The organism is Candidatus Binatus sp., assembly GCF_030646925.1.
Classification (GTDB): domain Bacteria; phylum Desulfobacterota; class Binatia; order Binatales; family Binataceae; genus Binatus.
On sequence record NZ_JAUSKL010000075.1, the window covers coordinates 1 to 23,450 of the forward strand.

Annotated in this window: 25 protein-coding genes; 9 read left to right on the top strand and 16 right to left on the bottom strand. The window is 61.5% G+C overall.

The genetic code is table 11. The annotated features are described in order from the left end of the window. The first annotated feature begins 73 nt into the window (after positions 1-73). Positions 74-1,636 (top strand): GldG family protein, encoded by a 1,563-nt coding sequence (locus tag Q7S58_RS13065; RefSeq protein ID WP_304826186.1) that lies wholly within the window; start codon positions 74-76, stop codon positions 1,634-1,636. A gap of 24 nt (positions 1,637-1,660) precedes the next feature. Next, entirely contained in the window at positions 1,661-3,073 is a 1,413-nt protein-coding gene (locus tag Q7S58_RS13070) for a DUF4340 domain-containing protein (RefSeq protein ID WP_304826190.1), read from the top strand. Between the two features lie 172 nt (positions 3,074-3,245). Here Q7S58_RS13070 and acpS read toward each other — a convergent pair whose 3' ends face one another. Continuing rightward, positions 3,246-3,638, bottom strand: coding sequence for a holo-ACP synthase (gene acpS, locus Q7S58_RS13075; protein WP_304826193.1), 393 nt, complete (start codon positions 3,636-3,638; stop codon positions 3,246-3,248). 153 nt (positions 3,639-3,791) lie between these two features. On the opposite strand from acpS, the gene Q7S58_RS13080 reads away from it, so the two are divergent. The 3 genes from Q7S58_RS13080 to Q7S58_RS13090 are packed head-to-tail and all read left to right on the top strand — an operon-like array spanning position 3,792 to position 5,025. Then, positions 3,792-4,013: a ferredoxin gene (locus tag Q7S58_RS13080; protein ID WP_304826196.1), complete on the top strand. Its 222-nt coding sequence runs from the start codon at positions 3,792-3,794 to the stop codon at positions 4,011-4,013. Positions 4,014-4,042: 29 nt separating this feature from the next. Beyond that, complete coding sequence (locus Q7S58_RS13085) at positions 4,043-4,534, top strand: GNAT family N-acetyltransferase (protein WP_304826199.1); 492 nt, start codon at positions 4,043-4,045, stop codon at positions 4,532-4,534. Between the two features lie 50 nt (positions 4,535-4,584). Next, a complete protein-coding gene (locus Q7S58_RS13090) occupies positions 4,585-5,025 on the top strand; it encodes a hypothetical protein (protein WP_304826203.1) in 441 nt (146 codons plus the stop codon). Between the two features lie 47 nt (positions 5,026-5,072). Here Q7S58_RS13090 and Q7S58_RS13095 read toward each other — a convergent pair whose 3' ends face one another. Continuing rightward, positions 5,073-5,372: a putative quinol monooxygenase gene (locus Q7S58_RS13095; protein ID WP_304826206.1), complete on the bottom strand. Its 300-nt coding sequence runs from the start codon at positions 5,370-5,372 to the stop codon at positions 5,073-5,075. A 214-nt stretch (positions 5,373-5,586) separates the two neighbouring features. Between Q7S58_RS13095 and Q7S58_RS13100 the strand changes: the two genes are divergently transcribed. Next, positions 5,587-6,729, top strand: coding sequence for an acyl-CoA dehydrogenase family protein (locus tag Q7S58_RS13100; protein ID WP_304826209.1), 1,143 nt, complete (start codon positions 5,587-5,589; stop codon positions 6,727-6,729). A gap of 31 nt (positions 6,730-6,760) precedes the next feature. Here the strand turns inward: Q7S58_RS13100 and Q7S58_RS13105 are convergent, their stop codons facing one another. The 3 genes from Q7S58_RS13105 to Q7S58_RS13115 all read right to left on the bottom strand — a co-directional run bounded on the left by Q7S58_RS13105 (position 6,761) and on the right by Q7S58_RS13115 (position 8,842). Then, the gene (locus Q7S58_RS13105) at positions 6,761-7,036 is read right to left on the bottom strand and encodes a hypothetical protein (protein ID WP_304826212.1); all 276 of its coding nucleotides are present in this window, start codon (positions 7,034-7,036) and stop codon (positions 6,761-6,763) included. Between the two features lie 145 nt (positions 7,037-7,181). Next, positions 7,182-8,237, bottom strand: coding sequence for a phosphotransferase family protein (locus tag Q7S58_RS13110; protein WP_304826215.1), 1,056 nt, complete (start codon positions 8,235-8,237; stop codon positions 7,182-7,184). Between the two features lie 59 nt (positions 8,238-8,296). Continuing rightward, a complete protein-coding gene (locus tag Q7S58_RS13115) occupies positions 8,297-8,842 on the bottom strand; it encodes a hypothetical protein (protein WP_304826218.1) in 546 nt (181 codons plus the stop codon). A gap of 364 nt (positions 8,843-9,206) precedes the next feature. Between Q7S58_RS13115 and Q7S58_RS13120 the strand changes: the two genes are divergently transcribed. Together Q7S58_RS13120 and Q7S58_RS13125 are read left to right on the top strand one after the other, a co-directional pair. Then, positions 9,207-10,325 carry a competence protein CoiA gene (locus Q7S58_RS13120; protein ID WP_304826221.1) on the top strand — a complete coding sequence of 373 codons (1,119 nt, stop codon included), beginning with the start codon at positions 9,207-9,209 and terminating at the stop codon, positions 10,323-10,325. Positions 10,326-10,433: 108 nt separating this feature from the next. Beyond that, on the top strand, positions 10,434-11,345 hold the full coding sequence (locus Q7S58_RS13125) for a decaprenyl-phosphate phosphoribosyltransferase (protein ID WP_304826224.1): 912 nt from the start codon (positions 10,434-10,436) through the stop codon (positions 11,343-11,345). Between the two features lie 216 nt (positions 11,346-11,561). Here the strand turns inward: Q7S58_RS13125 and Q7S58_RS13130 are convergent, their stop codons facing one another. From Q7S58_RS13130 to trpE, 10 genes are read right to left on the bottom strand one after another with little or no spacing between them, the layout of a single operon-like run. Further along, positions 11,562-14,144, bottom strand: a complete 2,583-nt coding sequence (locus Q7S58_RS13130; protein ID WP_370655515.1) for an LPS-assembly protein LptD — start codon at positions 14,142-14,144, stop codon at positions 11,562-11,564. Beyond that, positions 14,068-15,375 carry a folylpolyglutamate synthase/dihydrofolate synthase family protein gene (locus tag Q7S58_RS13135; RefSeq protein WP_304826227.1) on the bottom strand — a complete coding sequence of 436 codons (1,308 nt, stop codon included), beginning with the start codon at positions 15,373-15,375 and terminating at the stop codon, positions 14,068-14,070. The genes Q7S58_RS13130 and Q7S58_RS13135 overlap by 77 nt, the downstream gene beginning before the upstream one ends. Positions 15,376-15,433: 58 nt before the next feature. Further along, positions 15,434-16,315, bottom strand: coding sequence for an acetyl-CoA carboxylase, carboxyltransferase subunit beta (gene accD, locus Q7S58_RS13140; RefSeq protein ID WP_304826230.1), 882 nt, complete (start codon positions 16,313-16,315; stop codon positions 15,434-15,436). After that, positions 16,308-17,159 (bottom strand): tryptophan synthase subunit alpha, encoded by an 852-nt coding sequence (trpA, locus tag Q7S58_RS13145; protein WP_304826234.1) that lies wholly within the window; start codon positions 17,157-17,159, stop codon positions 16,308-16,310. The genes accD and trpA overlap by 8 nt, the downstream gene beginning before the upstream one ends. Continuing rightward, entirely contained in the window at positions 17,159-18,352 is a 1,194-nt protein-coding gene (trpB, locus tag Q7S58_RS13150; protein WP_304826238.1) for a tryptophan synthase subunit beta, read from the bottom strand. The genes trpA and trpB overlap by 1 nt, the downstream gene beginning before the upstream one ends. After that, positions 18,333-18,935 (bottom strand): phosphoribosylanthranilate isomerase, encoded by a 603-nt coding sequence (locus tag Q7S58_RS13155; protein ID WP_304826241.1) that lies wholly within the window; start codon positions 18,933-18,935, stop codon positions 18,333-18,335. Before Q7S58_RS13155 ends, trpB begins: the two co-directional genes overlap by 20 nt. A gap of 6 nt (positions 18,936-18,941) precedes the next feature. Then, positions 18,942-19,742 carry an indole-3-glycerol phosphate synthase TrpC gene (gene trpC, locus Q7S58_RS13160; protein ID WP_304826243.1) on the bottom strand — a complete coding sequence of 267 codons (801 nt, stop codon included), beginning with the start codon at positions 19,740-19,742 and terminating at the stop codon, positions 18,942-18,944. Next, positions 19,739-20,767, bottom strand: a complete 1,029-nt coding sequence (gene trpD / locus Q7S58_RS13165) for an anthranilate phosphoribosyltransferase (RefSeq protein ID WP_304826247.1) — start codon at positions 20,765-20,767, stop codon at positions 19,739-19,741. The genes trpC and trpD overlap by 4 nt, the downstream gene beginning before the upstream one ends. Next, entirely contained in the window at positions 20,764-21,360 is a 597-nt protein-coding gene (locus tag Q7S58_RS13170; RefSeq protein WP_304826250.1) for an aminodeoxychorismate/anthranilate synthase component II, read from the bottom strand. The genes trpD and Q7S58_RS13170 overlap by 4 nt, the downstream gene beginning before the upstream one ends. Positions 21,361-21,379: 19 nt before the next feature. Further along, positions 21,380-22,882, bottom strand: coding sequence for an anthranilate synthase component I (trpE, locus tag Q7S58_RS13175; protein WP_304826254.1), 1,503 nt, complete (start codon positions 22,880-22,882; stop codon positions 21,380-21,382). Positions 22,883-22,940: 58 nt separating this feature from the next. On the opposite strand from trpE, the gene Q7S58_RS13180 reads away from it, so the two are divergent. Beyond that, positions 22,941-23,147 carry a hypothetical protein gene (locus tag Q7S58_RS13180; protein ID WP_304826257.1) on the top strand — a complete coding sequence of 69 codons (207 nt, stop codon included), beginning with the start codon at positions 22,941-22,943 and terminating at the stop codon, positions 23,145-23,147. Here the strand turns inward: Q7S58_RS13180 and Q7S58_RS13185 are convergent, their stop codons facing one another. Continuing rightward, positions 23,148-23,423: a hypothetical protein gene (locus tag Q7S58_RS13185; RefSeq protein WP_304826260.1), complete on the bottom strand. Its 276-nt coding sequence runs from the start codon at positions 23,421-23,423 to the stop codon at positions 23,148-23,150. Positions 23,424-23,450 lie beyond the last annotated feature (27 nt).

Genomic DNA, 23,450 nt, shown 5'->3' on the forward strand with positions numbered 1-23,450 from the left:
TCTCATCTTCGTCGCGCTGTTCTTGACCCAACGCTCGGTCGAGTCGGCGCGCTGGCGTTAGCGGGAAATCTGGATGCGGAGATCGTCGGCGCTGTACGGAATTCTCGGACTGGTACTGCTCGCTTTCGGGCTGGTCGATTATTTTATCGCGAGCGGCTTCCGCGTTTTCGTCTTCATCAATCTGATCGGCGGAGTGTTCGCGATCATCCTCTGGCTTACCTCGAGCCGTCCCGCCCTGGCCTCGATCGCCGGCCGCCGCTCAACCCGGTACGGCGCCAACGCAGTCGTCTATTCGATCGCGTTCATCGGATTGCTGGTCGCGATCAATTACATCTCGACGCTGCATCACACCCGGCTCGATTTGACCGAGGCCAAAGTTTTCAGCCTCTCGAGTCAGTCGATCAACGTGGTCAAACAGCTCAAAAAGCCGCTCAAGTTTTACGGCTTCTTCCAGGGCGGCGACAACGGCACTGCGCGCAGTCTCTATGAGACGTTTGCCTACTACTCGCCGAAGGTCACTTTCGAGATGGTCGATCCCGATCGACATCCCGAGCTTGCCGAACGTTTCAAAGTCACCACCATGGGCACCACTCGCGTGCAGTACGGCGGCGAGAATGGCGATGGCACCAACGTCGCCGAGCTGAATGAAGAAGCGCTGACCAACGCGATCATCCGCGCGACCAAGGAAACGAAAAAGGTCGTCGATTTTCTCGACGGGCACGGCGAAGCGGACCCGGACGACGCCGAAGGCCAGACCGGCTTCGGCTCGATCAAGACCGCGCTTGAAGGCGAGGGCTACACGGTCAACAAGATCGTGCTCGCGACGATGCCGAAAGTTCCCGACGAGGTAAATCTGATCGTCGCCGCCGGTCCGACCAAGCCGCTAGGCCAGCATGAACTCGACGCTTTGAGCGAGTATCTCAAGCACGGCGGACGCATGATCGCGATGTTCCGGCCGCAGCGCGCCGATTCGTCCATCGACGAGTCGGGGCTGGTTAAGCTGGTCGGCGATTGGGGTGTCAAGGTCGGCAATGACATCGTGGTCGATCAGGTCGTGCGGCTGTTCGCAGGGCCCGCGCTCGGCCTGAATCCGCTGGTGCAGACTTACGCCGAGCATCCGATCACCAAGGGTTTCAAGCAGCGCACCGTGTTCCCGATGGCGCGCTCGCTCACCGCCGACACGAACCTGAAGCCGGGCCTGACCGTCACCCCGATTTCCAAGACCAGCGATACCTCATGGGCGGAAGTTTCGCTCGACGTATTGTTCAAACAGCAGAAGGCGCAACTCGACGAGAAGGATACGCGCGGACCGATCGCCGTGGTCGAGACGGTGGACGCCAACCTGGAGACGCTCGGCTTCGGCAAGGGCACGGCGCGGATGGTCATCTTCGGCAGCACCGATTTCGGCGACAATCAGTACGTCGGCAATTTCTTCAACCGCGATTTCTTCGTCAACAGCGTCGATTGGCTGACCGGCGAGGAGAACTCGATCTCGATTCGGCCGCGCTCGATTCGCGCTTCGCGCTTCCGTCTTACCACCGATCAATTCGCGATCGTCTTTGCGCTCGCGGTGCTGCTGCTTCCTGAGATGCTGCTGATCGCCGGAATCGTCGTCTGGTGGGAACGGCGCAACTGAGCGCCGCCAACTTCGCTTGCTTCGATGCGGCCTCGCAACACCATCATCGCGCTGATCCTGTTCGCCCTTATCGGCGGCTACGCGTTCATCATGGCGCGCTATTCCGTCCCGGAAGAGCATCGCAAGCTGATCAATCTGAAGCCCGAGCAGATGGCGGAGATCGAGCTCAAGTCCGCCGATCGCGACATCCTGATTCGGCGCGAGAAGGGCAAGCCGTGGGTGCTGGTGAAGCCAATCGGCAGCGACGCCGACCAGTTCCAGTGCAACAATCTCGCGCACGCGATCTCCGAAACTGAACTGGTGCGAACCGTCGAGGAAAAACCGACCAACCTCGAACCCTTTGCACTCGCCAAGCCCACCACCGTCGTCACGGTGAAGACTTTCGACGGCAAGGCGCTGCCATCGATCGAGATCGGCAAGAATGCGCCGGTCGGCTTCAATGCCTACGTCAAGATGTCCAACAGTCCGGCGGTGCTGCTGACGTCGTCGGTGTTCCCGACCGGGATGAACAAGACCGTCAATGATCTGCGCAACAAGGATCTGGTCACGTTCAAAATGGACGATGTCCAGAAATTGATCCTGACGCGCGACAATGGCGAAACGATCGAAGTCGATCGCGACGGCGCGGGCTGGAAGGTCGTCAAGCCCGCCGCTTATGCCGCCGACGAAGCCGTAGTCCGCCAGGTGCTCAATACGCTGGTGAGCGCTCGAGTCGCGGACTTTATCGCGGATGCGCCTGCGAGCGTCGCGCAGTACGGCCTCGAAAAACCACATCTGACGGCCACTGCGATGCTGAAAAACGGCGGGCAGCAATCGGTGCTGTTTGGCTTCAAGCAGACCGAGCAGGGCAAGGGTGGTATCTACGTTCGCCGCGGCGAGCGCGCATCCGTGTACGCCGTCCCCGCCTACGTGATGACCAGCGCGAACAAATCGATTCTCGAATTACGCGACAAAACCGCGCTCAAGTTCGAGCCGTCGGCAGTCGAGAGCGTTGCGATCAAGACCAAGGACGGCAATTTCACCCTGAAGCGCGCGGCCGGCGGCAAATGGGATGTGATCGAAGGCGGGCAAACCTCGCCCGCCGATGTCGCCGTCGTCGAGCGTTTGCTGAGCGAACTCAAAGGTTTGAAAGGCGCGTCGATCATCGCCGATCCGATGCCGAATGCAGCGCCCTTTGGCCTCGACAATCCAGCCGTCGAAATCACGCTGACCGGCAAGGACGGCAAGCAAATCGGCGATCTCAAGGCCGCGATGCTCTCGATTAAGCCTTCGAGTCCGCCGCTGCCGGGTGAGTCGCCCAAACCGCGCATCGAGCACTACTTGAGCACCGGCGCGTCGAAGGCGGTGTACACGCTGAGCGATTATTACTATTCGCAGCTCGACAATCCGGCGTCGATTTACAAGGCGCGCACGCAGCCCACTCCCGCCCCGAAATAATCCCAGCGCTCGCCTGTTTGGGTAGCCGCGGGCCTCCGGTTGGGTAGCCGCGGGCCTCCGTGCCCGCGGTCTTCATAGGTGTTTTTTTGTGTAGAGCCCGCGTGGGCACGGAGGCCCACGGCTACCCATTCGTACTGGGTCGCGGCCACCCAAAAGGGGGTGCCGAGGCTCTTCACGACTCCGCGATCACGTGCGCGATCGCTTCCTTCGCCGTGTGCGTGATGCTCAGGTGGAAGCCGCTGATCTGCTTGCGGCGCGCAAACGCAGCCGCCTTGCCCGACAGCACGATCGTCGGCGCCTTGCCGCGCTCGCGCACGACCTCGATCTCGCTCCATCCGACGTTGCGATTCCATCCAGTGCCCATCGCTTTCATCGCAGCTTCCTTCGCGGCGAAGCGCGCGGCATAGCTCTGGTAGCGCGGGCGTCCGCGCGATTCGCAATACTCGACTTCGCCCGGCGTGTACACGCGCATCCGGAAGCGGTCGCCGGTGAGCGGTCGCGTGAGCGCGCGCTCGATTCGGTCCACTTCGATCACGTCGATTCCGGTGCCAGCGATTTGCGCCATCTCATCCTCTCGCCGATGAGTATTAGCTGCGGCGCAATGCGATTCAAAGTCGATCTCGAACTTAATGCGCAGCGCGCGCAACGCTTGCCGCGCGTCCTCGGCGAATCCTATTCTTCATTCGACCGTGATTAATGGTTGGAGGTTCCAGCAACGATGCTTTCGATCACCGTGAACAAAACCAGATGCATCGGCAGCGGCGATTGCGTCGAGACCGCGCCCGGGGTGTTTCAGCTTGACGACGAAGGAAAATCGCAGGTCGTGAATCCGACCGGCGCCGCCGATTCGTCGATCGTCGCGGCTGCGCGCTCATGCCCGGTCAAGGCAATCACCGTCGTCGACGGCGACACGCAACTCTATCCAATCCCGAAAAAGTGATCGGATCGCGCAAAGCAATCTGAAATGCGATGGCGCTGAGGAAGCATCGCGAGGGTGAACTCGTAATCGAGCAGACGCGGGATATCGCGCGCCTGCGCACGCTTCTCGACAGCGGCGGCATGATCACGGCTGGAATCGAATGGCCGGCGGCGTGCTACCTGCTCGCATTCTACGGCGACGAGGCGATCGGCGCGATCGGAGTCGAGCCGCAAATCGATGCGGCGCTGATTCGCTCGCTCTACGTGATCGAATCGATGCGGCGGAGCGGAATCGGCGCCGCGCTGGTAGCCGCCGCGCGCAAAGCCGCGCACACTCGCGGCGCGCGCCATCTTTATTTGTTCAGCACCGAGGCTGGCCAATTCTTCATGCGATTGGGCTTCGAACGTGTCGCGATGCCGCAACTGCTCGACGCGCTGAGCTGCGTGCCCGAGGTCGAATACTATCGCGCGCGGCCGGACGAGCTTGCGCGCGAAATCGCATTCCATCTCGACATCTCGCGCGACGGCCTGATCGAGCGATAGTTCCCGCCGAGGTTCGGCGCAAGTATCATGTGTTCCTGGCGGTTCTCGATATGCTGACCCGGCAACAGCTCGACGATTTCGATCGGTGCGGGATTCTCCGCGTGCCGAATGCGATCGCGACTGCCGACGCCGAAGCAATGTGCGCCTGCGTGTGGGGCAACTTGAGCCGTCGCTATCCTGTTCGCCGCGACGATCCCGAGACCTGGACGCCGCGCAATGCTTTGATTCGCGCGGATCCGTGGGTTAAGGCGCTATGCTCGCGCGCCGAAGATGCCGATCGTATCGAGCGATTCATGAACCGCGGCGCGAATGTCGATGGCATCGAGCTGCGTGTCGTCGAGATGATCGGTGAGCCCGGCGACGTCTATCTAGTGCATCCGCTGATGCTGCATGCCCCCGCGATAAACTGTGCCGCCACTCCGCGAATCGTGCTTTCGAGCTTCGTGTACCGAAACGGCATCCGACCCGAGGCGCTCTACAACGAGCAATGAAAAAGGGCGGCCATCATGACCGCCCTTCGTCGCGAAAATTTCAAGTGTTACTTGCGCGCGATCTCGTTCATGATGTGCACTTCCGGACGGCCATCCAGATGCGCCCCCAGTTTGCCGCCCAGTTCCTTCATGTGCTCGGTCTTGCCGTGCGAATCGAACGAAGCCTGGTCCTGGTAAACCTCGTAGAACCAGTACGTGGTCGGGTCTTTTTCCACCTTGTGCAGCACGTAGGCCTGCGTGCCGGGCTCGTTGGCGCGCACTTTCGCGATCATGTCCTTGAAGGCCGCTTCGACCGCAGCTTCGCTGCCCTGTTTGGCCTTGATTTTTGCAAGTACCGTAATTGCCATCGCTATCTCCTTGGATGCTGAATTGGGCGCGACTGCCGTCGCCGCTGCCCGTGATGCGAATCAAATGATCCGATCGCCGTCATATCCGCACCCGCGCGGATTTACAAGCAGATCGCGCGAGCGCCCTGCGGCTCTTTTCAACCGCCTCGCGCTCGGCTAACACCAATTGCCACGGCTGCGCTGTCAAAGCGCGGCGCCGACGGAGACTCTGACGATGCTTGGTTTTGACCTCACCGACGAACAGCGCGAACTCAAGAGCCTCGCGCGGAAGTTTGCCGAGAATGAAATAATTCCGCGCGCGCGCGAATGCGACGAGAAGGAAATCTTCCCGGTGGACATCTGCCAAAAGGCGTTCGACGCGGGCCTGATGAATTTCGGCGTGCCCAAAGATCTCGGCGGGCCCGGCCTCGGCGTGCTCGACACGAGCCTGATCGTCGAGGAACTGAACTACGGATGCGCCGGTATCTCGAACGCGGTCGGCGCCAACGATCTCGCGACGCTGCCGGTTCTGATCGCTGGCAACGCTGAACAGAAGAAGGTTTACCTCGGCCAGTTGATCAAGCAACTCACCTTCTGCGCGTTCGCGATCACCGAGCCATCCGCGGGCTCCGACGTCGCGGCGATGACCACCACTTACCGCCGCGAGGGCGACGAGTTTGTCCTCAACGGCAACAAGCACTTCATCTCGAACGGCTCGCGCGCCGACTGGTACGTTACGTTTGCGACCTCGGACAAACGGCTCAAGCATAAGGGCATCTCGGCGTTCGTCTTTCCGTCGAATGTGCCCGGCCTCACGCGCAACCGGATGCATGGCAAGCTCGGCCAGCGCGCCGCCGACACCGGCGAGATTTTTTACGACAACGTGCGCATCCCGGCGAGTTCGCTGCTCGGGCGCGAGGGCGAAGGATTCAAGTATGCGATGGCGACGTTCGATCACAGCCGGCCCGAAATCGGCGCCATCGCGATCGGAATCGCACAGCGCGCGCTCGACGAATGCCTCAAATACTCGAAACAGCGCAGCGCATTCGGCCAGCCGATTTCGAACTTCCAGGCGATCCAGTTCATGATGGCCGACATGGCGATCGAGATCGAAGCGATGCGGCTGCTCACCTACAAAGCGGCGTGGCTGGTCGATCAGGGCCAGAGCCCCAACGCGATCTCGAGCTACGCCAAGGCCTTCAGCGCCGACGCGTGCATGAGGATCACTATCGATGCGGTGCAGATTTTCGGCGGCTACGGATACATGAAGGAGTATCCCGTCGAGAAGCTGATGCGCGACGCAAAGCTGCTGCAGATTTACGAAGGCACCTCGCAGATTCAGCGGGTCGTGATCGCGCGCAATCTGCTGAAGGAATAGTGGCACAGGCTTTAGCCTGTGGAGAGGCGGCCTACTGCTTTTGCACCGGATGCGGCATCGGCGGATCCTCGGTCTCCGGTTCCTTGCCGGTAACCGCGCCGACGTAATCGCCCTTGTGGTAGATATCGACCTGGCCCGTCGTCGGATCCGGGAAAATGTTCCATTCGTCGGGCGGCGGCGGCTCGCTCGGCGGCATATAGACGATCGGCGCCGGCTCGGGTGCGGGCGGTGGCGGCGTCGCGCATGACGCCAACGTCATCGCCGCGGTGAGCGCCGACAATCTCGCCAACAGCTTGATACAATCCATCAGGAAACGGCGCAGAAGCGAACAGATGCCCCGATCGCCATTTTCGCGCCGCTGATGCTGAATCGCAAGAGACGCTCTCGATCACCGCGTGAGCGGCCGACCTCACGCGAATCGATTGCGGCGTCCTGATGCGCGAATCGTGGCGCTAAACGCGCGGCGAGTTGCACACCGCCCACGCCGCATCGGCCAGCGCCGGTACGCGCTCGGTCAGGCCCGCGAACAGCGGATCGTCGGTCTGACCGCGCACAAAACGCGAGTAGCTGCCCTCCATGATGATCGCGAGCTTGAACAGCGCGAACGCCTGGTAGAAAACGAAATCGCGCATCGCGCGTCCCGTCCTCTGCTCGTATAGATCGATCATCTCGCGCCGCGACAGATAACCTTCTTCGGCGGCGGTGCTCGCGATGATTCCGCCCGACGTGTCGGTTGGATCCGGCCAGTAGGAGAGCATCCAGCCGAAGTCCGCCAGCGGATCGCCGATGGTGGACATCTCCCAGTCGAACACCGCGATCACTTTGCGCGTCGCAGGATTCCACATCACGTTGTCGAGCTTGAAATCGCCGTGCACGATCGTCGGCGTGGGCGACGCGGGAATGTGCGCGCGCAGCCATTCCTTGACCTGATCCATCACCGGCAGCGGACGCGTGTACGGAAGCGTGCGTTCGAGTTGATCGACCCATCGCTGGAGCTGGCGCTCGAGGTAGCCGTCGGGACGGCCAAAGCCTTCGAGGCCCACCGCGCGCCAATCGACATCTTGCAAATCGGCGAGCAGATCGACCATGACGCGGCTCACGACGCGGCGAATCTCGGGCGTCGAGGCAAAGTTCTTGCCATCGGCGCGAATCACCTCGCCCTTGACGTACTCCATCAGGTAAAAAGGCGCGCCAATGTAGGACGGATCGTCGCACGCGGCATAGATGCGCGGCACCGGCACCGGCGTGTTCTGCAACGCTTCGAGCACGCGCGCCTCGCGCATCACGTCATGCGCAGTCGGCAGCAGCGGGCCTCGCGGCGGCCGCCTTAGCGCCCACGAATGCCTATCGAAGTGAATCAGATGGACCTCGTTCGAGTGGCCGAACGAGATGTTTTCGGATCGGAGTGCGCTGATATCGCCGAGTTTGCGTTCGGTGATAAAACGTCCGAGTCCAGCGAGATCGACTGTTGCCGAAGGTCCGGTCTTTTCCTGCGCTGATGTACTCATCGAGCCGTACTGTTTTCGCAATTACGGCGCGAGGTCAAGCGTCAGTCACACCGCTGACGCTAGCGGTAGCGGCGAATGTGCCCGAGCCGCCACATCTTCCACGAATAGTAGAGCGGCCCGGACATCCCGAACAGCAACATCCCGATGAGTGCGACCGCGATTGCCGAGGCCGCGCGATTGCCGCGCGTGCCGCGCAACACGCCGTCGTTCGCGACGCTCGGATCGAGTCCGGAATCGGCAAGGATCGCGAGCGCCTGGCGTGAAATCCAGAGCGCGGCGTCCCATACCGGCTCGACGGCGCCCGCCGCAATATCGAGCGAAGCATTCATCGCTCGCGCGATCGCTCCCGGATAGATCAGCGCCGACTGGTTCGGCTGCTCTGCGTGGCGATCCGGCCGCACTGCCCCGGCCTTCCCGGCCGCAGTGACCGAATACACGTGCTGGCGATGACCGGTTCCTGGCGCTGCGCCAACCGGGATCGAAGACCCTGCGATCAGGATCGCGATACTGATCAATCCCGCCGCGACGAATTGCGAGACGGCGTCGGAATCATGTTCTCTGGCCGGTTCGAAATGATGGCTTGAAAAAGGAGACGGTACCTTCATCGCGATTCCCCCGACTTTGCTGATTGTTCATATCTACTCATAGTAGGATTTTGTGTCAATCCCGGCAGAAGGCGAAGGAGGCATCGTGTGGGCACATCAGGGCTGTCGCTCAATTGATTCGGCTATCTGACTGGGTTTTCACTCGGTTGGTCTGTTTCAACGGATTGCTACCCCTGCTTCTCGGCCCTGCGCTTACTCTTTACTTGACCGGCGCATAGAGCTAATTGGAAAAAGAACGAACCACGCGGACCGCCGCGAATCCAGCCAGCCGAGGCGCTCAGGCAACTCGAGCGGTTGGATCAGATGCTGAACAGCCATGCCCCTTAGTTGTCTACGCGACGGCAATCTTCTGGCGTCATTTCTATTGAGTGATGACGAATGGTCGACCGTCAGGACCAACTACCGGAGCATGAGTCTTTCGATGCGCTGCTGCTCCAGCCCAGCGATCCCCAAGCTGAGCAGTTTAGGCACACGCTTCTTTGCTCACAAAAGCAGCGGGGCCTGCCAGACCGCTGACGAATCTCCTGAACACCTTAGGGCGAAGTTCATCGTTGCAGAGACCGCAAGAGCGGCAGGATGGCACGCTTCCACCGAAGAGCCTGGGAGCGATCCGGATGGCAACCCGTGGATCGCGGACGTCCTCTGCACGCGGGACAAAGCCAAAGTGGCTTTCGAGATTCAGCTTGCCGAACAATCGCTCGACGAATATCAGACGCGCCAGAGGCGATATCAGCGATCCGGTATCCGTTGTCTCTGGCTAACAAAGTTACGAACGAACGGCTCGTCTATCGAGTCGGTTCCGCCGTCCAAGGACTTCCCGCTCGTTTTGCTTGACGTAAAAGAGCCGGCAAACATGACGGTGCGGATTGAAAGAAGCGAAGCCACGATTCCGCTGGCTGACTTCGTGAAAGGCGCGCTCACCGGAGAGTTTTTCTGGGCCGAGGCGCATTCGGGCAGGGTTGATGTGGAACTTCAGGTCGCCTCGATCTCATGCTGGAAATGCCACTCTCCCATCAGAGCTATTCGAGGATACGTCATCAACAATAAACTCGTCACGCTGGTGCAAATTTCGGACACCAATGCGATAGCTCTATTCGCTGAAAATCTACGCAGTCAAGATCCCCGCGTAACACCCGTATCGAAGCGCTACAGCAAAACGTCGGGTGGCCGATACTTTGCCGCTTCGTGCCCTTTTTGTCAGGCTTTAATCGGCGACTGGTTTATGACTGCAGACTTCTTCACCGAGACAGTAGATTGCAACTATTCCAACTGCAGCTGCCCGGAGGCTGGCGTCTTCGGCTTCTATCTGGGCTGCCACGTTTTTGAATACCATCCGATCACACTCAGCGTCGCACGGCGGGATCTCGCCTATCTCCCAGCAGCAACATGGAAGTGGAGACCCTTTACGCGCGGCGCCACCGTTCGGATGCACTCGAAAATCGGCCAAGAATTAAAGTCGCAATTCGACTTGCCCAATGCCTGATAACCGCGCGCCGCGATCGGTATTTTCGAGACCCCGCCGGCCTTTGAATTCCACTCGCCCGCGAATCCGGCTTGCGACTGCATTCGCCGGAGCTATACAAAAGACCTCGTGGATGCGGCGCAGAAGTTCCCGGTTGAGATCGCGGTCCGCAACCCCGCGGCAATCGTTCGGCTGCTGAGGCCGCATCAGTGGATCAAGAACGGGCTGGTGCTGGCGGCGCTGGTCTTCAGCCAGCGTTTGTTCGTGCTCGGAGACGCATTGCTCGCAGCGCTCGCGTTCGTCGCGTTCTGCGCGCTCTCGAGCACCGGCTATGTCCTGAACGACATCGCCGACCGCGAGGCCGACCGCCTGAATCCCGAAAAATGCGATCGTCCGCTCGCTCGCGGCGATCTCTCGGTCGCGACCGCGCGCAGGATCGCGCTCGGCCTCGGCACTGTCGCGCTGATCCTCAGTATTCTGCTTGGGCCGCATTTCCTCGCGATCGCCGTCGCCTACATCGCCTTGCAGTTCGCGTATTCACTGTGGGCGAAGGGCCAGGTGGTGATCGACGTGATCGTTGTCGCCATCGGCTTCGTGATGCGCGCGTTCGCCGGCGGCGCCGCGATCGATGTCACCGTGTCGCCATGGCTCGCGTTCATCACTTTCGTGCTCGCACTTTTGCTGGTGCTCGCGCGGCGGCGCCACGAATTGATCCTGCTCGGCGACGGCGCTGATGCTCATCGCGGGGCGCTCTCGCAGTACAGCGTCAAGCTGATCGATCAGATGATCTCGATCGTGGCGGCCGCGACGCTGGTCGGCTACATGATCTACACCGCGTCGGCGGAGGTCGAAGCGAAGCTCGGCACTCCGCACCTGTACCTCACGGTGCCGTTCGTCGCCTTCGGAATCCTTCGCTATCTCTACCTGATCGACGAGCGCAATGAGGGCGGCGACCCCGCGCGATTGCTGCTCCGCGATCGGCCGCTGATGCTCGCCGTCGTGCTCTGGATTCTGACCGATATCGTGCTGCTGTATTTCTAGCCGCTCGCGCTTTTCTTTACCTCGCCCGCTTTTTTGCGGGAGAGGACGCCGAAGCGCGTTAGCGATGAGGCGGGTGAGGGTGCAGATCGTGCTGAGATGGCATCGACGGTGAAGAATCTCGGATTTCTTTCCGGCGTCGGACCTGCACCCTCACCCGCCGATCCCTCACTTCGTTCGGTATCGGCGACCTCTGCCGCAAAAAAGCGGGCGAGGTATTTAATACGCCGGCAGCACTCCGGTCGGTGATCCTGCGAGGCCCATGGTCTGAAATGGATTGCGCCCGAAAGGACTGCGGCCCGCCGAGCCGAGACCGCCCAGCGTGAGCTGGAACTGGACCTGCACTTCGTTCGGATTGTACGAATCGATCACGCCGACATCCGCCGCCCAGCAATCGCACGGCGATTTGAGCCGTACGCCGTACTGGGTCGAGAGCATCTTCTGCGCCGCGAAGTCGTACGACGGCGCGAAGTAGAATCCGAATCGATTGAACACGTCGGTGTACATCCGCCCGGTCATCAGCGACGCGCCGTTGCCGGTTGTGCCTTCGAAAACCGCGGCGCGCGGACTCGAGTAGTTGTATCCGAACTGGAAAAACGATCCCTGCAGCGCCTTGCCCATGTAGAGGTTCGGCTTATTCCGCCCCGACCACGGCGGCTGAATCGTCACGTAGGTGTTCGCGTAGGTGACGCCGGCGTGGCTGCGCGGATTGTAATCGACCTGCGAGCTTATCGCCGCGATCGAGGTCGGATAGATATTCAGTATCGCCTCGAGGTCGGAGATATTCGAGCCGTCGATCGCCACCTGATGGCTGAGGTCGTAGGCCTGCATTATCGTGAGTTGCGCCAGTTGCTGCGAATGGGTGCCCTCGCGAAAAATCGCTCCGCCCTTCGGCGTCAGCGATTCGCCCGGCTCGTTCGCTTGATGATACGGCCCCACCGTCGAATCGCGCTCGGTCAGCGGCTGTCCCGGCGTCACGTCGGTCGCCTGGTCGGGCTCCTCAGGTTGATCGCGGAGCTTGCCGAAGAGCCGCATCGTCGTCCCGTACGTGATCAGGCTGCGCGGGTTGAGGCGATCCATCTGATCGAACAGCGGCAACCCGCCCTGCGTGATCCGCGGTACGTAGGCGTACGTCGCGAACGGCTCAATCGTATGCTTCAGCTTTTCGATACCGTGCCAATCGCCGAGATCGTACACGCGATCGAGCACCGTCGAGATTCCCGCCTTCGCGTATGGGATCGCGTTTCCTTTTGTGCTGGTCTGATCGATCGGTCCGAGCGATACGCCGTTGTTATATGTGAACGGACCCGGCGTGCCGACCGGCGTGATCGTCGGATTGTGCCCCGACGTGTCGTACAGCGCGGCTTTGCTGCCGACGGTTCCGTAACCAGTCACGTAGTCGCCGAAACGCCACGGTAGCGTCACTCGCGGATTCGCGCTGAGGCGGAGTCCATCGACGCCTTTGTAGCGATAGAAATTAACCGCCTGCGCGTCGAAGTCGGCGAACATCAGATGGTTGAACAATTCCTGGCGGCCCGTGATATCCAACTGCGGCAGTCGTTGCAGCGCAAATTCCTGCGGTTGAATCAAATCCTGATTCCACGTGCCACCAAACTTGACGAACACATTTTCGAATTCCTGGATCAATCCAAAATGCGATTGCGCATTGCGCAGCGAGCCGAAATTCGTGCCGAAGCCGCGCGACAGCGTCCACACGTTCATCTCGCGCAGGTAGAGGCTGTCGCTGACGGAAATCGTATCCGCATAGGCGGTCAGGCTGTCGGTCAGATGCTGCCGCGTCATCCCGATTATCCCGTAGCGGTTCACCGGGATATGCGGATCGGCAATTTCGTTATCGACGGTATCTTCGATTCGATTGCCGTTGGTGCGGATCGATTCGTCGTAAAACGCGCCATCGACCCAGAGATAGTCGTCCTTGCCGTTGCTCAGCCGATATTCCGCAAGCCCGCCGATTCGCTGCGACGTTTCGATATCGAGCGCGGCCGTCGCGTCGGAACTTTTGTTAATCGCGAGATAGTACGGCTGCAGCCATTGGAATCCGCGGATATTCGATTGCCCCTCGCGCCCACTCAAAAAACCGCTGTGGCGCGACGAGTCCGCCGGAAATTTTGCAAACGGCAGCGACACCAGCGGATGCCCCAGCACGTTGAATTTGCCGCCCTTGGCAATGCCCGACGTGCCGACGTTGACGTCCATCTGATCGGCCGTGATCGACCAGTCCGGCGTGCCTTTCGAACATCCGCAGGTAGTAAAAAAACCCTTGGTTACCTGATAATTTTGGCCCTGGAGCTTGGCGATCTTTTGGCCTTCAAGATGATAGGTGTCGTGCTTCGCGAGCACCTTGGCGTCGTACATCACCAACGTCTCTTTGTTGATATCGATATGCGCTTCGGTCGCCCAAATCTCGACCTCCGGATCGATCAGATGCACATGCCCGATTGCTTTCGCCTGCCGATCCCGCCGCACCACGTCGATTTCGTCGGCCTTCAGCACGCTGCCGCCCTGCGTCATCACGGCGTCGCCCTTGACGATGAAAGTATCGGTCTTCGAATCGTAGATCGTCTCGCGGCCAGTGATATTGATCGGCTCTTCGTGCTGCGCGCGGACGGTTTGAGGGATTCCTGCGGAGTGCTGCTTGCCCGCGGCGCTCGCGATTCCCGACGAGATCAGGATCGCAGTCCATAGCGCCGCCAGAACACGGATTTTAAACGTCGGCTTCAGGAAACAAACCTTTGCGGCCGTCGCGCGCCAAAAAGTACGGATATACTTCGCCGATAAGATACACCGAACCGGTAATCAGCACCACGTCATCCGCGCGGATTTCGGACATCACGCGCTCCACCGCAGCCATCGGCTCGCGCTCGACTCGCGCCGGCGCGTGCGCGGAAAAATACGGCAGCAGATTCTCGGGCTCGAGCGGGCGCTTCGGCTTCACCTTCGTCAGCGTCACGTCGCGCACGCGCGGCCCCAGCATCGCGGCCATCTTCGGCCAATCCTTGTCGGAGAGGCATCCGAAAATCAGCCGCGGCTTCACGGCACCAAATTCCGCGGTCATCGTCTCGAGCAGGGCCGCGATACTCATCTCATTGTGCGCGCAATCCAGAATGACGGTGGGATTCCGCGAAACGATATCGAAGCGGCCGGGCCAGTAGATGTCCCTCAGTCCGCGGCGAATCGAATCCTCGTCAATGTTCCAGCCCTGCGCACGAAGCGCTTCCAGCGCCGCAACCGCGATCGCGCCATTCTCATGCTGGAATGGACCCGCCAAACCGATTTCGAGATCGAACAAGTCGAGGCCGAGTCCGTGGTAGTCAAAGCGATGCGCCGGCGATTGCGATCGATACGAAAAATCGCGCTCGATCAATCGCACCGCGCTATGGCGATTCGCCGCGATCGAGGTCAGCACCAGCCGCGCGTCGGGCTCGCGCGCGCCAATCACCACCGGCACGTCGTCCTTGATGATGCCGCCCTTCTCGCCCGCAATCGCGCCAATCGTATGGCCCAAATACTCAATGTGATCGAAACCGATCGGCGTGATCACGCTCAAAATCGGCGTCACCACGTTGGTCGAGTCGAGGCGTCCGCCGAGTCCGGTTTCGATCACGGCGACATCGACGCCCGCGTCGGCGAAGTAGAGCAACATCATCGCGACGGTGAACTCGAAGAAGGTGAGCGCTAGGCCGGCCCGCTCGTAAATCGCGCGCAGGCGTTCGATATAATCGAGCAGCTGCGCCGCAGGGATTTCGGCGCCGGCGATTCGCGTGCGCTCGGAAAGCCGCACCAGATGCGGCTTGGTGTAGAGGCCGGTACGATAGCCTGCAGCGCGGAGACAGCTATCGAGTATCGCGGCGACACTGCCCTTGCCCTTGGTGCCGGCAATATGCACCGCGCGGAGCTTGCGATGCGGATTGCCGATCAGGTCAAGCGCCGCGTCCATCCGCTCGAGTTTATAAATCTCGCCGCGCGCCTCGAGCGAGAACAACCAATCGATGGTTTTGCTTAGCTGGTCCATCCCGATTGCCCGAGTTTAGCGACGAACACTTTTCGGCGAAAGCCTCCCCCGCGCGGATTTACTTCTTACGGTGCCGAACAGCTCCGGTTCCGCGATTGGCGCGGGGGCGGGTTAGCATCGCGAGGAGGCGCGCGAGCGTGAAGCGCATCTGATGACGCGGGACGATCGCGTCGAGCATCCCGTGCGCGAGCAGAAATTCCGAGCGCTGAAAATCGTCGGGTAGCTGCTGATTCGTCGTCTGCTCGATCACCCGCCGGCCCGCGAAACCGATCAGCGCTCCCGGCTCCGAGATATTCAGATCGCCGAGCACCGCGAACGACGCCGCAACGCCGCCCGTGGTCGGATCGCATAGCACCGAGATGTACGGCAGGCGCGCATCGCGGAACCGCGCAATCGCGGCCGACACCTTCGCCATCTGCATCAGCGAAAGCGCGCCCTCCTGCATCCGCGCCCCGCCCGACGCCGCAAACACGATCGCCGGCAACTTGCGATCGCACGCGAGATCGAACAGCCGCGCGAGTTTCTCGCCCACCACGATTCCCATGCTGCCGCCCATGAATTCGAAATCCATCACGCCGACCGCGACCGGCCGGTTCTCGATCTTGCCGATTCCGACCACAACCGCGTCGTTGCGGCCGCTCTTCTCGCGCGCCTGCTCCATCCGTGTTGGATAGGGCTTCGAATCGACAAAGCCGAGCGGATCGCCGATCGCAAGTTCGGCGAGGATTTCGCGCCAACTGCCGCGATCAACGGTGACCGAGAGCCGCTGCGCCACGGTGAGGCGAAAATGATGCCCGCATTTGTGGCATACGTTGAGATTGCGCTCGACTTCTTTGCGGAACGCGATCGCATTGCAGGACGGGCACTTCGACCAGATGTCGTCGGTAGCTGTATGGGAAGCAGTATGCGCGCTGCGATCGACTTGTTCGCCTTCAGCCATTGGCATCTCCCGCGTTTGCGATCGGATCGGCGCGTCGCGCCGCGTTCATCGCAGTTTTCATCGCGCCGACCAGCCCGCCGACCGCCTCAAGCACGTCGCCTGTCACGGCGTGCTTTTCAATCAGCAGCGAAATCGCGCTGCCGACTACCACCGCGTCGGCCAGCTTCGCGACTTCGGCAGCTTGCGCCGGCGTCGAAATTCCAAAGCCCACGCCGAGCGGCAGATCGGTAACGGAACGCAACTCGCGCATGTGCGACGCAAGGTTGGTATCGAGCTCGGCGCGCGCGCCGGTCACGCCCGTCACTGCGACGTAGTAGAGAAAGCCGCTGGCAGAGCGCGCGATTTTGCGGCTCCGCTCGATCGGCGTAGTCGGCGCGAGCAGAAAAATGATGTCGATACCGTTGGCGCGCGCGGGCCGCTTGAGCTCATCGGCTTCTTCGGGCGGCAGATCCACGCATAGCATCCCGTCGATTCCGGCGCGGGCCGCGTCGGCGCAAAGGCGCTGGCATCCGTAGTGAAAAATCGGGTTGTAGTAGCCGAATAGAATCAGCGGAATCTGCGTATGCGCGCGCAACTCGCTCACCATCGAGAGGATCGCCGCCAGCGACGCGCCCGCGCCCAAGCCGCGCGCGAGCGAGCGCTGGTTCGCAGGACCGTCGGCCATCGGATCGGAAAATGGCACGCCGAGTTCGATCATATCGGCGCCGCGCGCATCGAGTTCGAGCACCAGCCTGCGAGTAGTGTCGAGATCGGGATCGCCCGCGACGATAAACGGAATCAGCGCCGCCTCGCCGCGCGCTTTGAGCTCCGCGAATTTTTTCTTGATACGATTCGCCGCCGCCATCACAAACTCACGCCGAATGCTTTCGCGACTGTTTGCATGTCTTTGTCGCCGCGCCCCGACAGATTCACGATCATCACCTGCTCGCGCGGGAGCGTAGGCGCGAGCTTGATCGCGTGCGCGACCGCGTGCGAACTTTCGAGCGCCGGGATTATTCCCTCGATCTCCGACAATGTCTTCAACGCCTCCAGCGCTTCGGCGTCGGTGACCGAAGTGTACTCCGCGCGGCCGACATCTTTCAGCCACGAATGCTCCGGCCCGACGCCGGGATAATCGAGGCCCGCCGCGATCGAATGGGTTTCGCGCACCTGGCCGAGTTCGTCCTGCAGCAGATAAGTCTTGTTGCCGTGCAGGATACCGACGCTGCCGGCAGTGATCGTCGCCGCATGATGAGGTCCGCTGAGCCCGAGGCCGGCCGCTTCGACGCCAATCATGCGCACGCCTTTGTCCTTGATAAACGGATAAAAGAGCCCGATCGCATTCGAGCCGCCATTGACGCACGCGACGAGGATATCGGGCAGTCGCCCCTCCTCTTTCAGAATCTGGCGGCGCGCTTCGCGTCCGATCACCGATTGAAAATCGCGCACGATCATCGGATACGGATGCGGCCCAGCCGTCGTGCCGATCAAATAATAAGTGGTGCGCACGGTCGCGATCCAATCGCGGATCGCCTCGTTCATCGCGTCCTTCAGGCTTTTGCTGCCGCTATCGACCGGCGTGACTTTCGCGCCGAGCAGCTTCATCCGAAAGACGTTGAGCGATTGCCGCTCGACGTCCACCGCACCCATGAACACTTCGCATTCGCGCTGAAAAAGCGCCGCCATCGTCGCCGTCGCAACTCCATGCTGGCCCGCGCCGGTCTCGGCGCTGATGCGCTCCTTGTTCATGCGCACCGCGAGCAGCGCCTGGCCGAGCGTATTGTTCACCTTGTGCGCGCCGGTGTGGCAAAGGTCCTCGCGCTTCAGATAGATCTTCGCGCCGCCGAGCCGCGCGGTCAGATTCGCCGCGAGATAAAGCGGCGTTGGCCGGCCGACGAAATCGCGCGAACGCTTTTCCAGCTCGTCGCGAAATTTCGGATCGCGCCGCGCCTGCTTGTACGCACTTTCGAGTTCGAACAGCGCGGGCATCAGCGTCTCCGCGACGTATTTACCGCCGAACTGGCCGAAATGGCCGCGGCTATCGGGCACGTTTTGCATTGATAACGAAGCTCCTGATTTTGTCGTGATCCTTGACTCCTGGCGACGACTCGACGCCGCTCGCGCAGTCCACCGCATACGGATTCAGCGCCGCGACTTCGCCGACATTGTCGGGCGTGAGGCCGCCGGCGACGAACGTTCGGCTCAAATCGAGAGCGCGCAAATCGTCCAACGGAATTCGACGGCCGGTGCCGCCGTACAGTTTCGTGTCGAACACGTCGAGCAGCACAAAATCGCTCGCACTCGGCGCAACCTGCGCTCCCGCCGCGATACGGCGCGTCGCGATCACCGGAATCGGCCATCCGCGCAGCATCGCGTCGTCCTCATCGCCGGAGAATTGCAGCAGATCGAGGCTGAGCGCGCGGCGATACTCCTCGATATACGTGCGATCGGCATTGACGAACACGCCGATCACGCCAGCCCGCGCGCCGATCGCGTCGCGCACCACGCGCGCGCAATCGAGCGCGAGATAACGCGGACTCGGCGCAAAAAAATTGAGCCCGAGCATGTCGGCGCCGGCGGCGATCGCGGCGTCGGCATCTTCGACGCGAGTGATCCCGCAAATTTTCACTCGAACACTCATCTCATTTCACTTGAGCTCGCCATCACTCTCGAATGCCTTCATCAGTTCACCGAGTTTCGCGCGCGGCGCTCCGCCGCGCAGCAGACTTTCGCCGATTAGAAACGCGCGCGCACCGGCGGAATTGAGACGACGGATGTCGCTCACCGTATCGATTCCGCTCTCCGCGACGATCGTCGCGTCGCCGGCGTAGCGATCGAGCAATCGCTCCGTCACCGCGAGATCGGTCACAAAAGTGTGCAGGTCGCGGTTGTTGATGCCGATAAGCCCGGCGCCGATTTGCGCGGCGATACCAAATTCATGCTCGTTGTGCACTTCGACTAGCGTCGCCATCCCGAGTTCGCGCGCGAGCGCGGCGAGCGAGCGCAATTCGCCTTCTTTGAGCATCGCGATAATCAGCAGGACACAGTCGGCGCCCGCGGCGCGCGCCTCGTAAACCTGGTAGGGCTCGAAAATGAAATCCTTGCGCAACAAGGGTACATCGACGGCGGCGCGGACGGCGCGCAGATCGTCGAGCGAGCCTTTGAAGTGGCGATCGGTGAGGACGGAAATCGCGGCGGCGCCCGCCTCGACGTACTCGCGCGCAACAGTCGCGGGGTCGAGTCCCGGCATGATGTCGCCCTTGCTCGGCGAGGCGCGTTTGATTTCGGCGATAATCGCGGGGCGGCGCGAGCGGAGCGCGCCGATGAAATCGCGCGGCTTGGGCGCGCGTCCCGCCTGCGCGACGATCGCGACCGGCGACACGACTTGTCGTTGCGCGCGAATTTCAACTCGCTTGGCCGCGTAAATTTCGTCGAGGATGGAACTCATCGGATCTCATCGTGGCTGGCGCGCCGCAAATTATCGAGCACCTTAAGCGCACCTCGCGACGCGATTATTTCGCGCGCCGCTGCGACACCCGCTTTCAGCGAATCGGCCTTGCCGCCGAGGTAAATCGCAGCGCCGCCGTTGAGCGCGACGACATCTTGCGCCGGCCCCCTGCCGCCATCAAGCGCGACGCGAAGCATCCGAATCGCGTCGTCGAGGTTTTCGATTTCGAGCGCGCGATGATCGCCGCGCGTGACGCCCAAACTTTCCGGCGTCACCTCATATTCCGTTAGCTCGCCGCCCTGGCGAAGTTCGACGACGCGCGTCGGTCCGCTGATCGAAATCTCGTCAAGGCCATCTGCGCCGCGCACGACCATCGCGCGCTTGGCGCCGAGCGCTTTGAGCGCGCGCGAGATCGGACCGATCAGGCGGTCGTTGGCAACCCCAAGAAGATGAAACGCCGGACGCGCGGGACTGCCGAGCGCGCCCATCAGGTTGAAAATCGTCGGCATCGCAAGCGCACGCCGCACCTCCGCGAGGCGCTTGAACGCCGGATGATAACTGGGCGCGAAGATGAAACAGATTCCCGCCGTGTCGAGGCATCGATTGAGCCCATCCGGATCGAGATCGATCTTCACGCCGAGCGCCTCGAGCACGTCGGCGGCGCCGACCAGTCCGCTGATCGCGCGATTGCCGTGCTTCGCGACGCGCACGCCGGCGGCCGCCGCAACCAGCGCCGCCGCGGTCGAAATGTTGAACGTGCGAGCGCCGTCACCGCCGGTACCGCACGTGTCGAGCACCTCGCGACCGCGGAGATCGAGCGGACGCGCGCGCTTGAGCATCGCACGCACCGCGCCGGCCAACTCTTCTCCCTCCGCAGTTTTCAGCTTGAGCGCAATCAGAAACGCGCCGACGACCGCATCGTGGGCTTTGCCGTCCATCACTTCACCGATCGCGAATTCAGCTTCGTCTTCGGTGAGCGTGCGGCCTTCGACGATTGCCGCCAGCGCGTCGTGAATCGAGTTCATTGCGCGACCCGGTCGAGAAAGTTTTGCAGCAGATGCTTGCCCTCAAAAGTCAGAATCGACTCGGGATGAAATTGCACGCCCTCGACCGAAACTTCCTTGTGGCGAAGTCCCATGATTTCGTTTTCGGCGGTGCGCGCGCTGATTTCGAGCGTCGGCGGCAGCGAGTCGGGCTCGACGATTAGCGAATGATAGCGCATCGCGTCGAACGGACTCGGGATGCCCGCGAAGATCGTATTACCGTCGTGGAGGATCGGCGAGGTCTTGCCGTGCATCAGGCGCGACGCGCGCACGACGCGCCCGCCGAATGCCTCGCCGATGCATTGAAGGCCAAGGCAGACGCCGAAAATCGGCAACTCGCCGGCCATCTCGCGCAGCAGTTTCACCGAGATGCCGGCCTCGCTGGGAGTGCATGGACCGGGCGAGATCACGACGGCCGCCGGACGCATCGCGCGCACCCCGGCGACGTCGATCGCATCGTTGCGCTTGACGATCACGTCAGCGCCGAGTTCACCGAGGTACTGCACGAGGTTGTAGGTGAACGAATCGTAGTTATCGATCATCAGGATTTTCAGTTTCGATTTTTCGGTCGCCATGATTATTGCCGTTTGCCGATTACCTTTTGGCGGCTGCTTCGAATTCGCGCGCGGCTTGCAGCGCGCGGACCATCGCGCGCGCCTTGTTCACTGACTCCTCGAATTCCGCGCCGGGATCCGAGTCCGCGACGATGCCGCCGCCGGCCTGGATATACACGCGGTTGTTCTTGATTAGCAGCGTGCGGAGCGCGATCGCCGTGTCGGTGTTGCCGGTATAGCTGAAGTAACCGACCGCGCCCGCGTAAACCCCGCGGCGCACCGTTTCGAGCTCGTCGATAATTTCCATCGCGCGGATTTTCGGCGCGCCCGAAACCGTTCCTTGCGGAAACGTCGCGGCGAATGCGTCGAACGCGTCGCACCCCTCGCGCAGCACGCCGGTCACGTTCGACACGATATGCATCACGTGCGAGTAGCGCTCGACGACCATCAACTCGGTAACTTTCACCGAACCGATTTCGGAAACGCGGCCAACGTCGTTGCGCCCGAGATCGACCAGCATCACGTGCTCGGCCTGCTCCTTGGGATCGGCGAGCAGCTCGGCTTCGAGTTCCTTGTCTTCCGCCTCGGTGACGCCGCGTCGCCGCGTGCCCGCGATCGGCCGTAGCGTGATCTCGCGGCCCTCGACCCGGACCATCACTTCGGGCGACGCGCCCACCAGCGTGTGATCGCCAAGCCGAAGATAGAACATGTACGGCGACGGATTGATCGTGCGGAGGCTCCGATAAATGTTAAACGGATGCGCGGTGAGCGGCGCTTCAAAACGCTGCGACGGAACCACCTGGATCACGTCGCCGGCCGCGATGTATTCCTTCGCCGCGGAGACCATCGCCATGTAGCCCTCGCGCGTCTGATTCGACGCGATCGTCGCGTCGTTGGCGACCGCGGTGACGTCTTCGAGACAGGGCGGTATCGCAGGCTTCTTCAGGCGCTCGATAATCTCGTCGATTTTCACGCGCGCGCTCTGATACGCGATATGCGTGCTGGCGAATTCCTCGACCGGCACGTTGGCGATAATTTTGAGTGTCTGGCGCACGTTGTCGAAGCAGAGCACGGTGTCGGTGAACATCAGGAAAAGATCGGGCGTGCCGAGATCGTCATGTGCGGTTTCGGGAATCTTCTCGAAGCATCGCACGATATCGTAGGCGAGAAATCCGACCGCGCCGCCGAAGAATCGCGGCAGATTGGGCAATTCGGGCGAGCGGAAGCGCTTTACCTCGGCGCGCAATTCCTCGAATGCATTCGTGACGGATCGCACTTCGACGCCGCGTCCCGGCCGGATGATATCCATCCGGTTTTTGCGCGCGCGGATGACCATCGAGGGCTCGGAACCGAGGAACGTGTAGCGTCCCCACTTCTCGCCGCCGCGCACGCTTTCGAGGAGAAAGGCGTAGTCGTCGCGCGCGACCTTCAGGAAGGCCGAGACCGGGGTTTCGAGGTCCGCGGCGACTTCCTCGAACACCGGGATCAGATTGAATCCCTGCGCCACCAGTTGTTCGAAATCACGTTCGCTCGGTTGCAGCATCTCGCGTCCTCTTTCGCGTTTCCCGATCGCGATGCGGTCTTCTTTCGCGCGGCCCAAAATGCAAAAGGGCCGCCGGACTTTCGCCCGCGGCCCTCAAGAAATCGGTTTTGTGATGGATTACAAGACCGGCGCGCAGGCGGGTGCATCGACGTGCCAACGCCACCAACCCGTGCTGATTTTCCGGCTCGAGAAGTTCATCGTTGCAACTAATATCCACATCGCTCGGCGCGCTGTCAATCAGGGTCGCTCGCGCGTGATGCGATGACTACGTGCCGACGCACTTCGCCGCCAGCATCACCGACGCTTCCGGGATGCCATCCATCTCCGCCCGCCGTTCCTGCGCGGCGATAAACTCGTTCGCTACTTCGACCATCTGATCACGCACTCGCTCGCAGTCGTCGCGGGATTCATAAGTGCTGTGAATTTTCCATTCCGATAACAGCGCCTTGTCTTCGACTCGACCGTCGAGATCATAGCGCGGCAGCATCAATGCCCATGCGATCAGCGCGATCGCAGTGGCGGAATGTTTTTCACGATTCATTTACTAACAGCGCGTAGCGCGCCCCGC

Bases quoted from the DNA above. Each gene is read 5' to 3' on its own strand.
- Q7S58_RS13065 (WP_304826186.1), top strand. From the start codon at position 74: ATGCGGAGATCGTCGGCGCTGTACGGAATTCTCGGACTGGTACTGCTC.
- Q7S58_RS13070 (WP_304826190.1), top strand. From the start codon at position 1,661: ATGCGGCCTCGCAACACCATCATCGCGCTGATCCTGTTCGCCCTTATC.
- acpS (WP_304826193.1), bottom strand. From the start codon at position 3,638: ATGGCGCAAATCGCTGGCACCGGAATCGACGTGATCGAAGTGGACCGA.
- Q7S58_RS13080 (WP_304826196.1), top strand. From the start codon at position 3,792: ATGCTTTCGATCACCGTGAACAAAACCAGATGCATCGGCAGCGGCGAT.
- Q7S58_RS13085 (WP_304826199.1), top strand. From the start codon at position 4,043: ATGGCGCTGAGGAAGCATCGCGAGGGTGAACTCGTAATCGAGCAGACG.
- Q7S58_RS13090 (WP_304826203.1), top strand. From the start codon at position 4,585: ATGCTGACCCGGCAACAGCTCGACGATTTCGATCGGTGCGGGATTCTC.
- Q7S58_RS13095 (WP_304826206.1), bottom strand. From the start codon at position 5,372: ATGGCAATTACGGTACTTGCAAAAATCAAGGCCAAACAGGGCAGCGAA.
- Q7S58_RS13100 (WP_304826209.1), top strand. From the start codon at position 5,587: ATGCTTGGTTTTGACCTCACCGACGAACAGCGCGAACTCAAGAGCCTC.
- Q7S58_RS13105 (WP_304826212.1), bottom strand. From the start codon at position 7,036: ATGGATTGTATCAAGCTGTTGGCGAGATTGTCGGCGCTCACCGCGGCG.
- Q7S58_RS13110 (WP_304826215.1), bottom strand. From the start codon at position 8,237: ATGAGTACATCAGCGCAGGAAAAGACCGGACCTTCGGCAACAGTCGAT.
- Q7S58_RS13115 (WP_304826218.1), bottom strand. From the start codon at position 8,842: ATGAAGGTACCGTCTCCTTTTTCAAGCCATCATTTCGAACCGGCCAGA.
- Q7S58_RS13135 (WP_304826227.1), bottom strand. From the start codon at position 15,375: ATGGACCAGCTAAGCAAAACCATCGATTGGTTGTTCTCGCTCGAGGCG.
- accD (WP_304826230.1), bottom strand. From the start codon at position 16,315: ATGGCTGAAGGCGAACAAGTCGATCGCAGCGCGCATACTGCTTCCCAT.
- trpA (WP_304826234.1), bottom strand. From the start codon at position 17,159: ATGGCGGCGGCGAATCGTATCAAGAAAAAATTCGCGGAGCTCAAAGCG.
- trpB (WP_304826238.1), bottom strand. From the start codon at position 18,352: ATGCAAAACGTGCCCGATAGCCGCGGCCATTTCGGCCAGTTCGGCGGT.
- Q7S58_RS13155 (WP_304826241.1), bottom strand. From the start codon at position 18,935: ATGAGTGTTCGAGTGAAAATTTGCGGGATCACTCGCGTCGAAGATGCC.
- trpC (WP_304826243.1), bottom strand. From the start codon at position 19,742: ATGAGTTCCATCCTCGACGAAATTTACGCGGCCAAGCGAGTTGAAATT.
- trpD (WP_304826247.1), bottom strand. From the start codon at position 20,767: ATGAACTCGATTCACGACGCGCTGGCGGCAATCGTCGAAGGCCGCACG.
- Q7S58_RS13170 (WP_304826250.1), bottom strand. From the start codon at position 21,360: ATGGCGACCGAAAAATCGAAACTGAAAATCCTGATGATCGATAACTAC.
- trpE (WP_304826254.1), bottom strand. From the start codon at position 22,882: ATGCTGCAACCGAGCGAACGTGATTTCGAACAACTGGTGGCGCAGGGA.
- Q7S58_RS13180 (WP_304826257.1), top strand. From the start codon at position 22,941: ATGCAAAAGGGCCGCCGGACTTTCGCCCGCGGCCCTCAAGAAATCGGT.
- Q7S58_RS13185 (WP_304826260.1), bottom strand. From the start codon at position 23,423: ATGAATCGTGAAAAACATTCCGCCACTGCGATCGCGCTGATCGCATGG.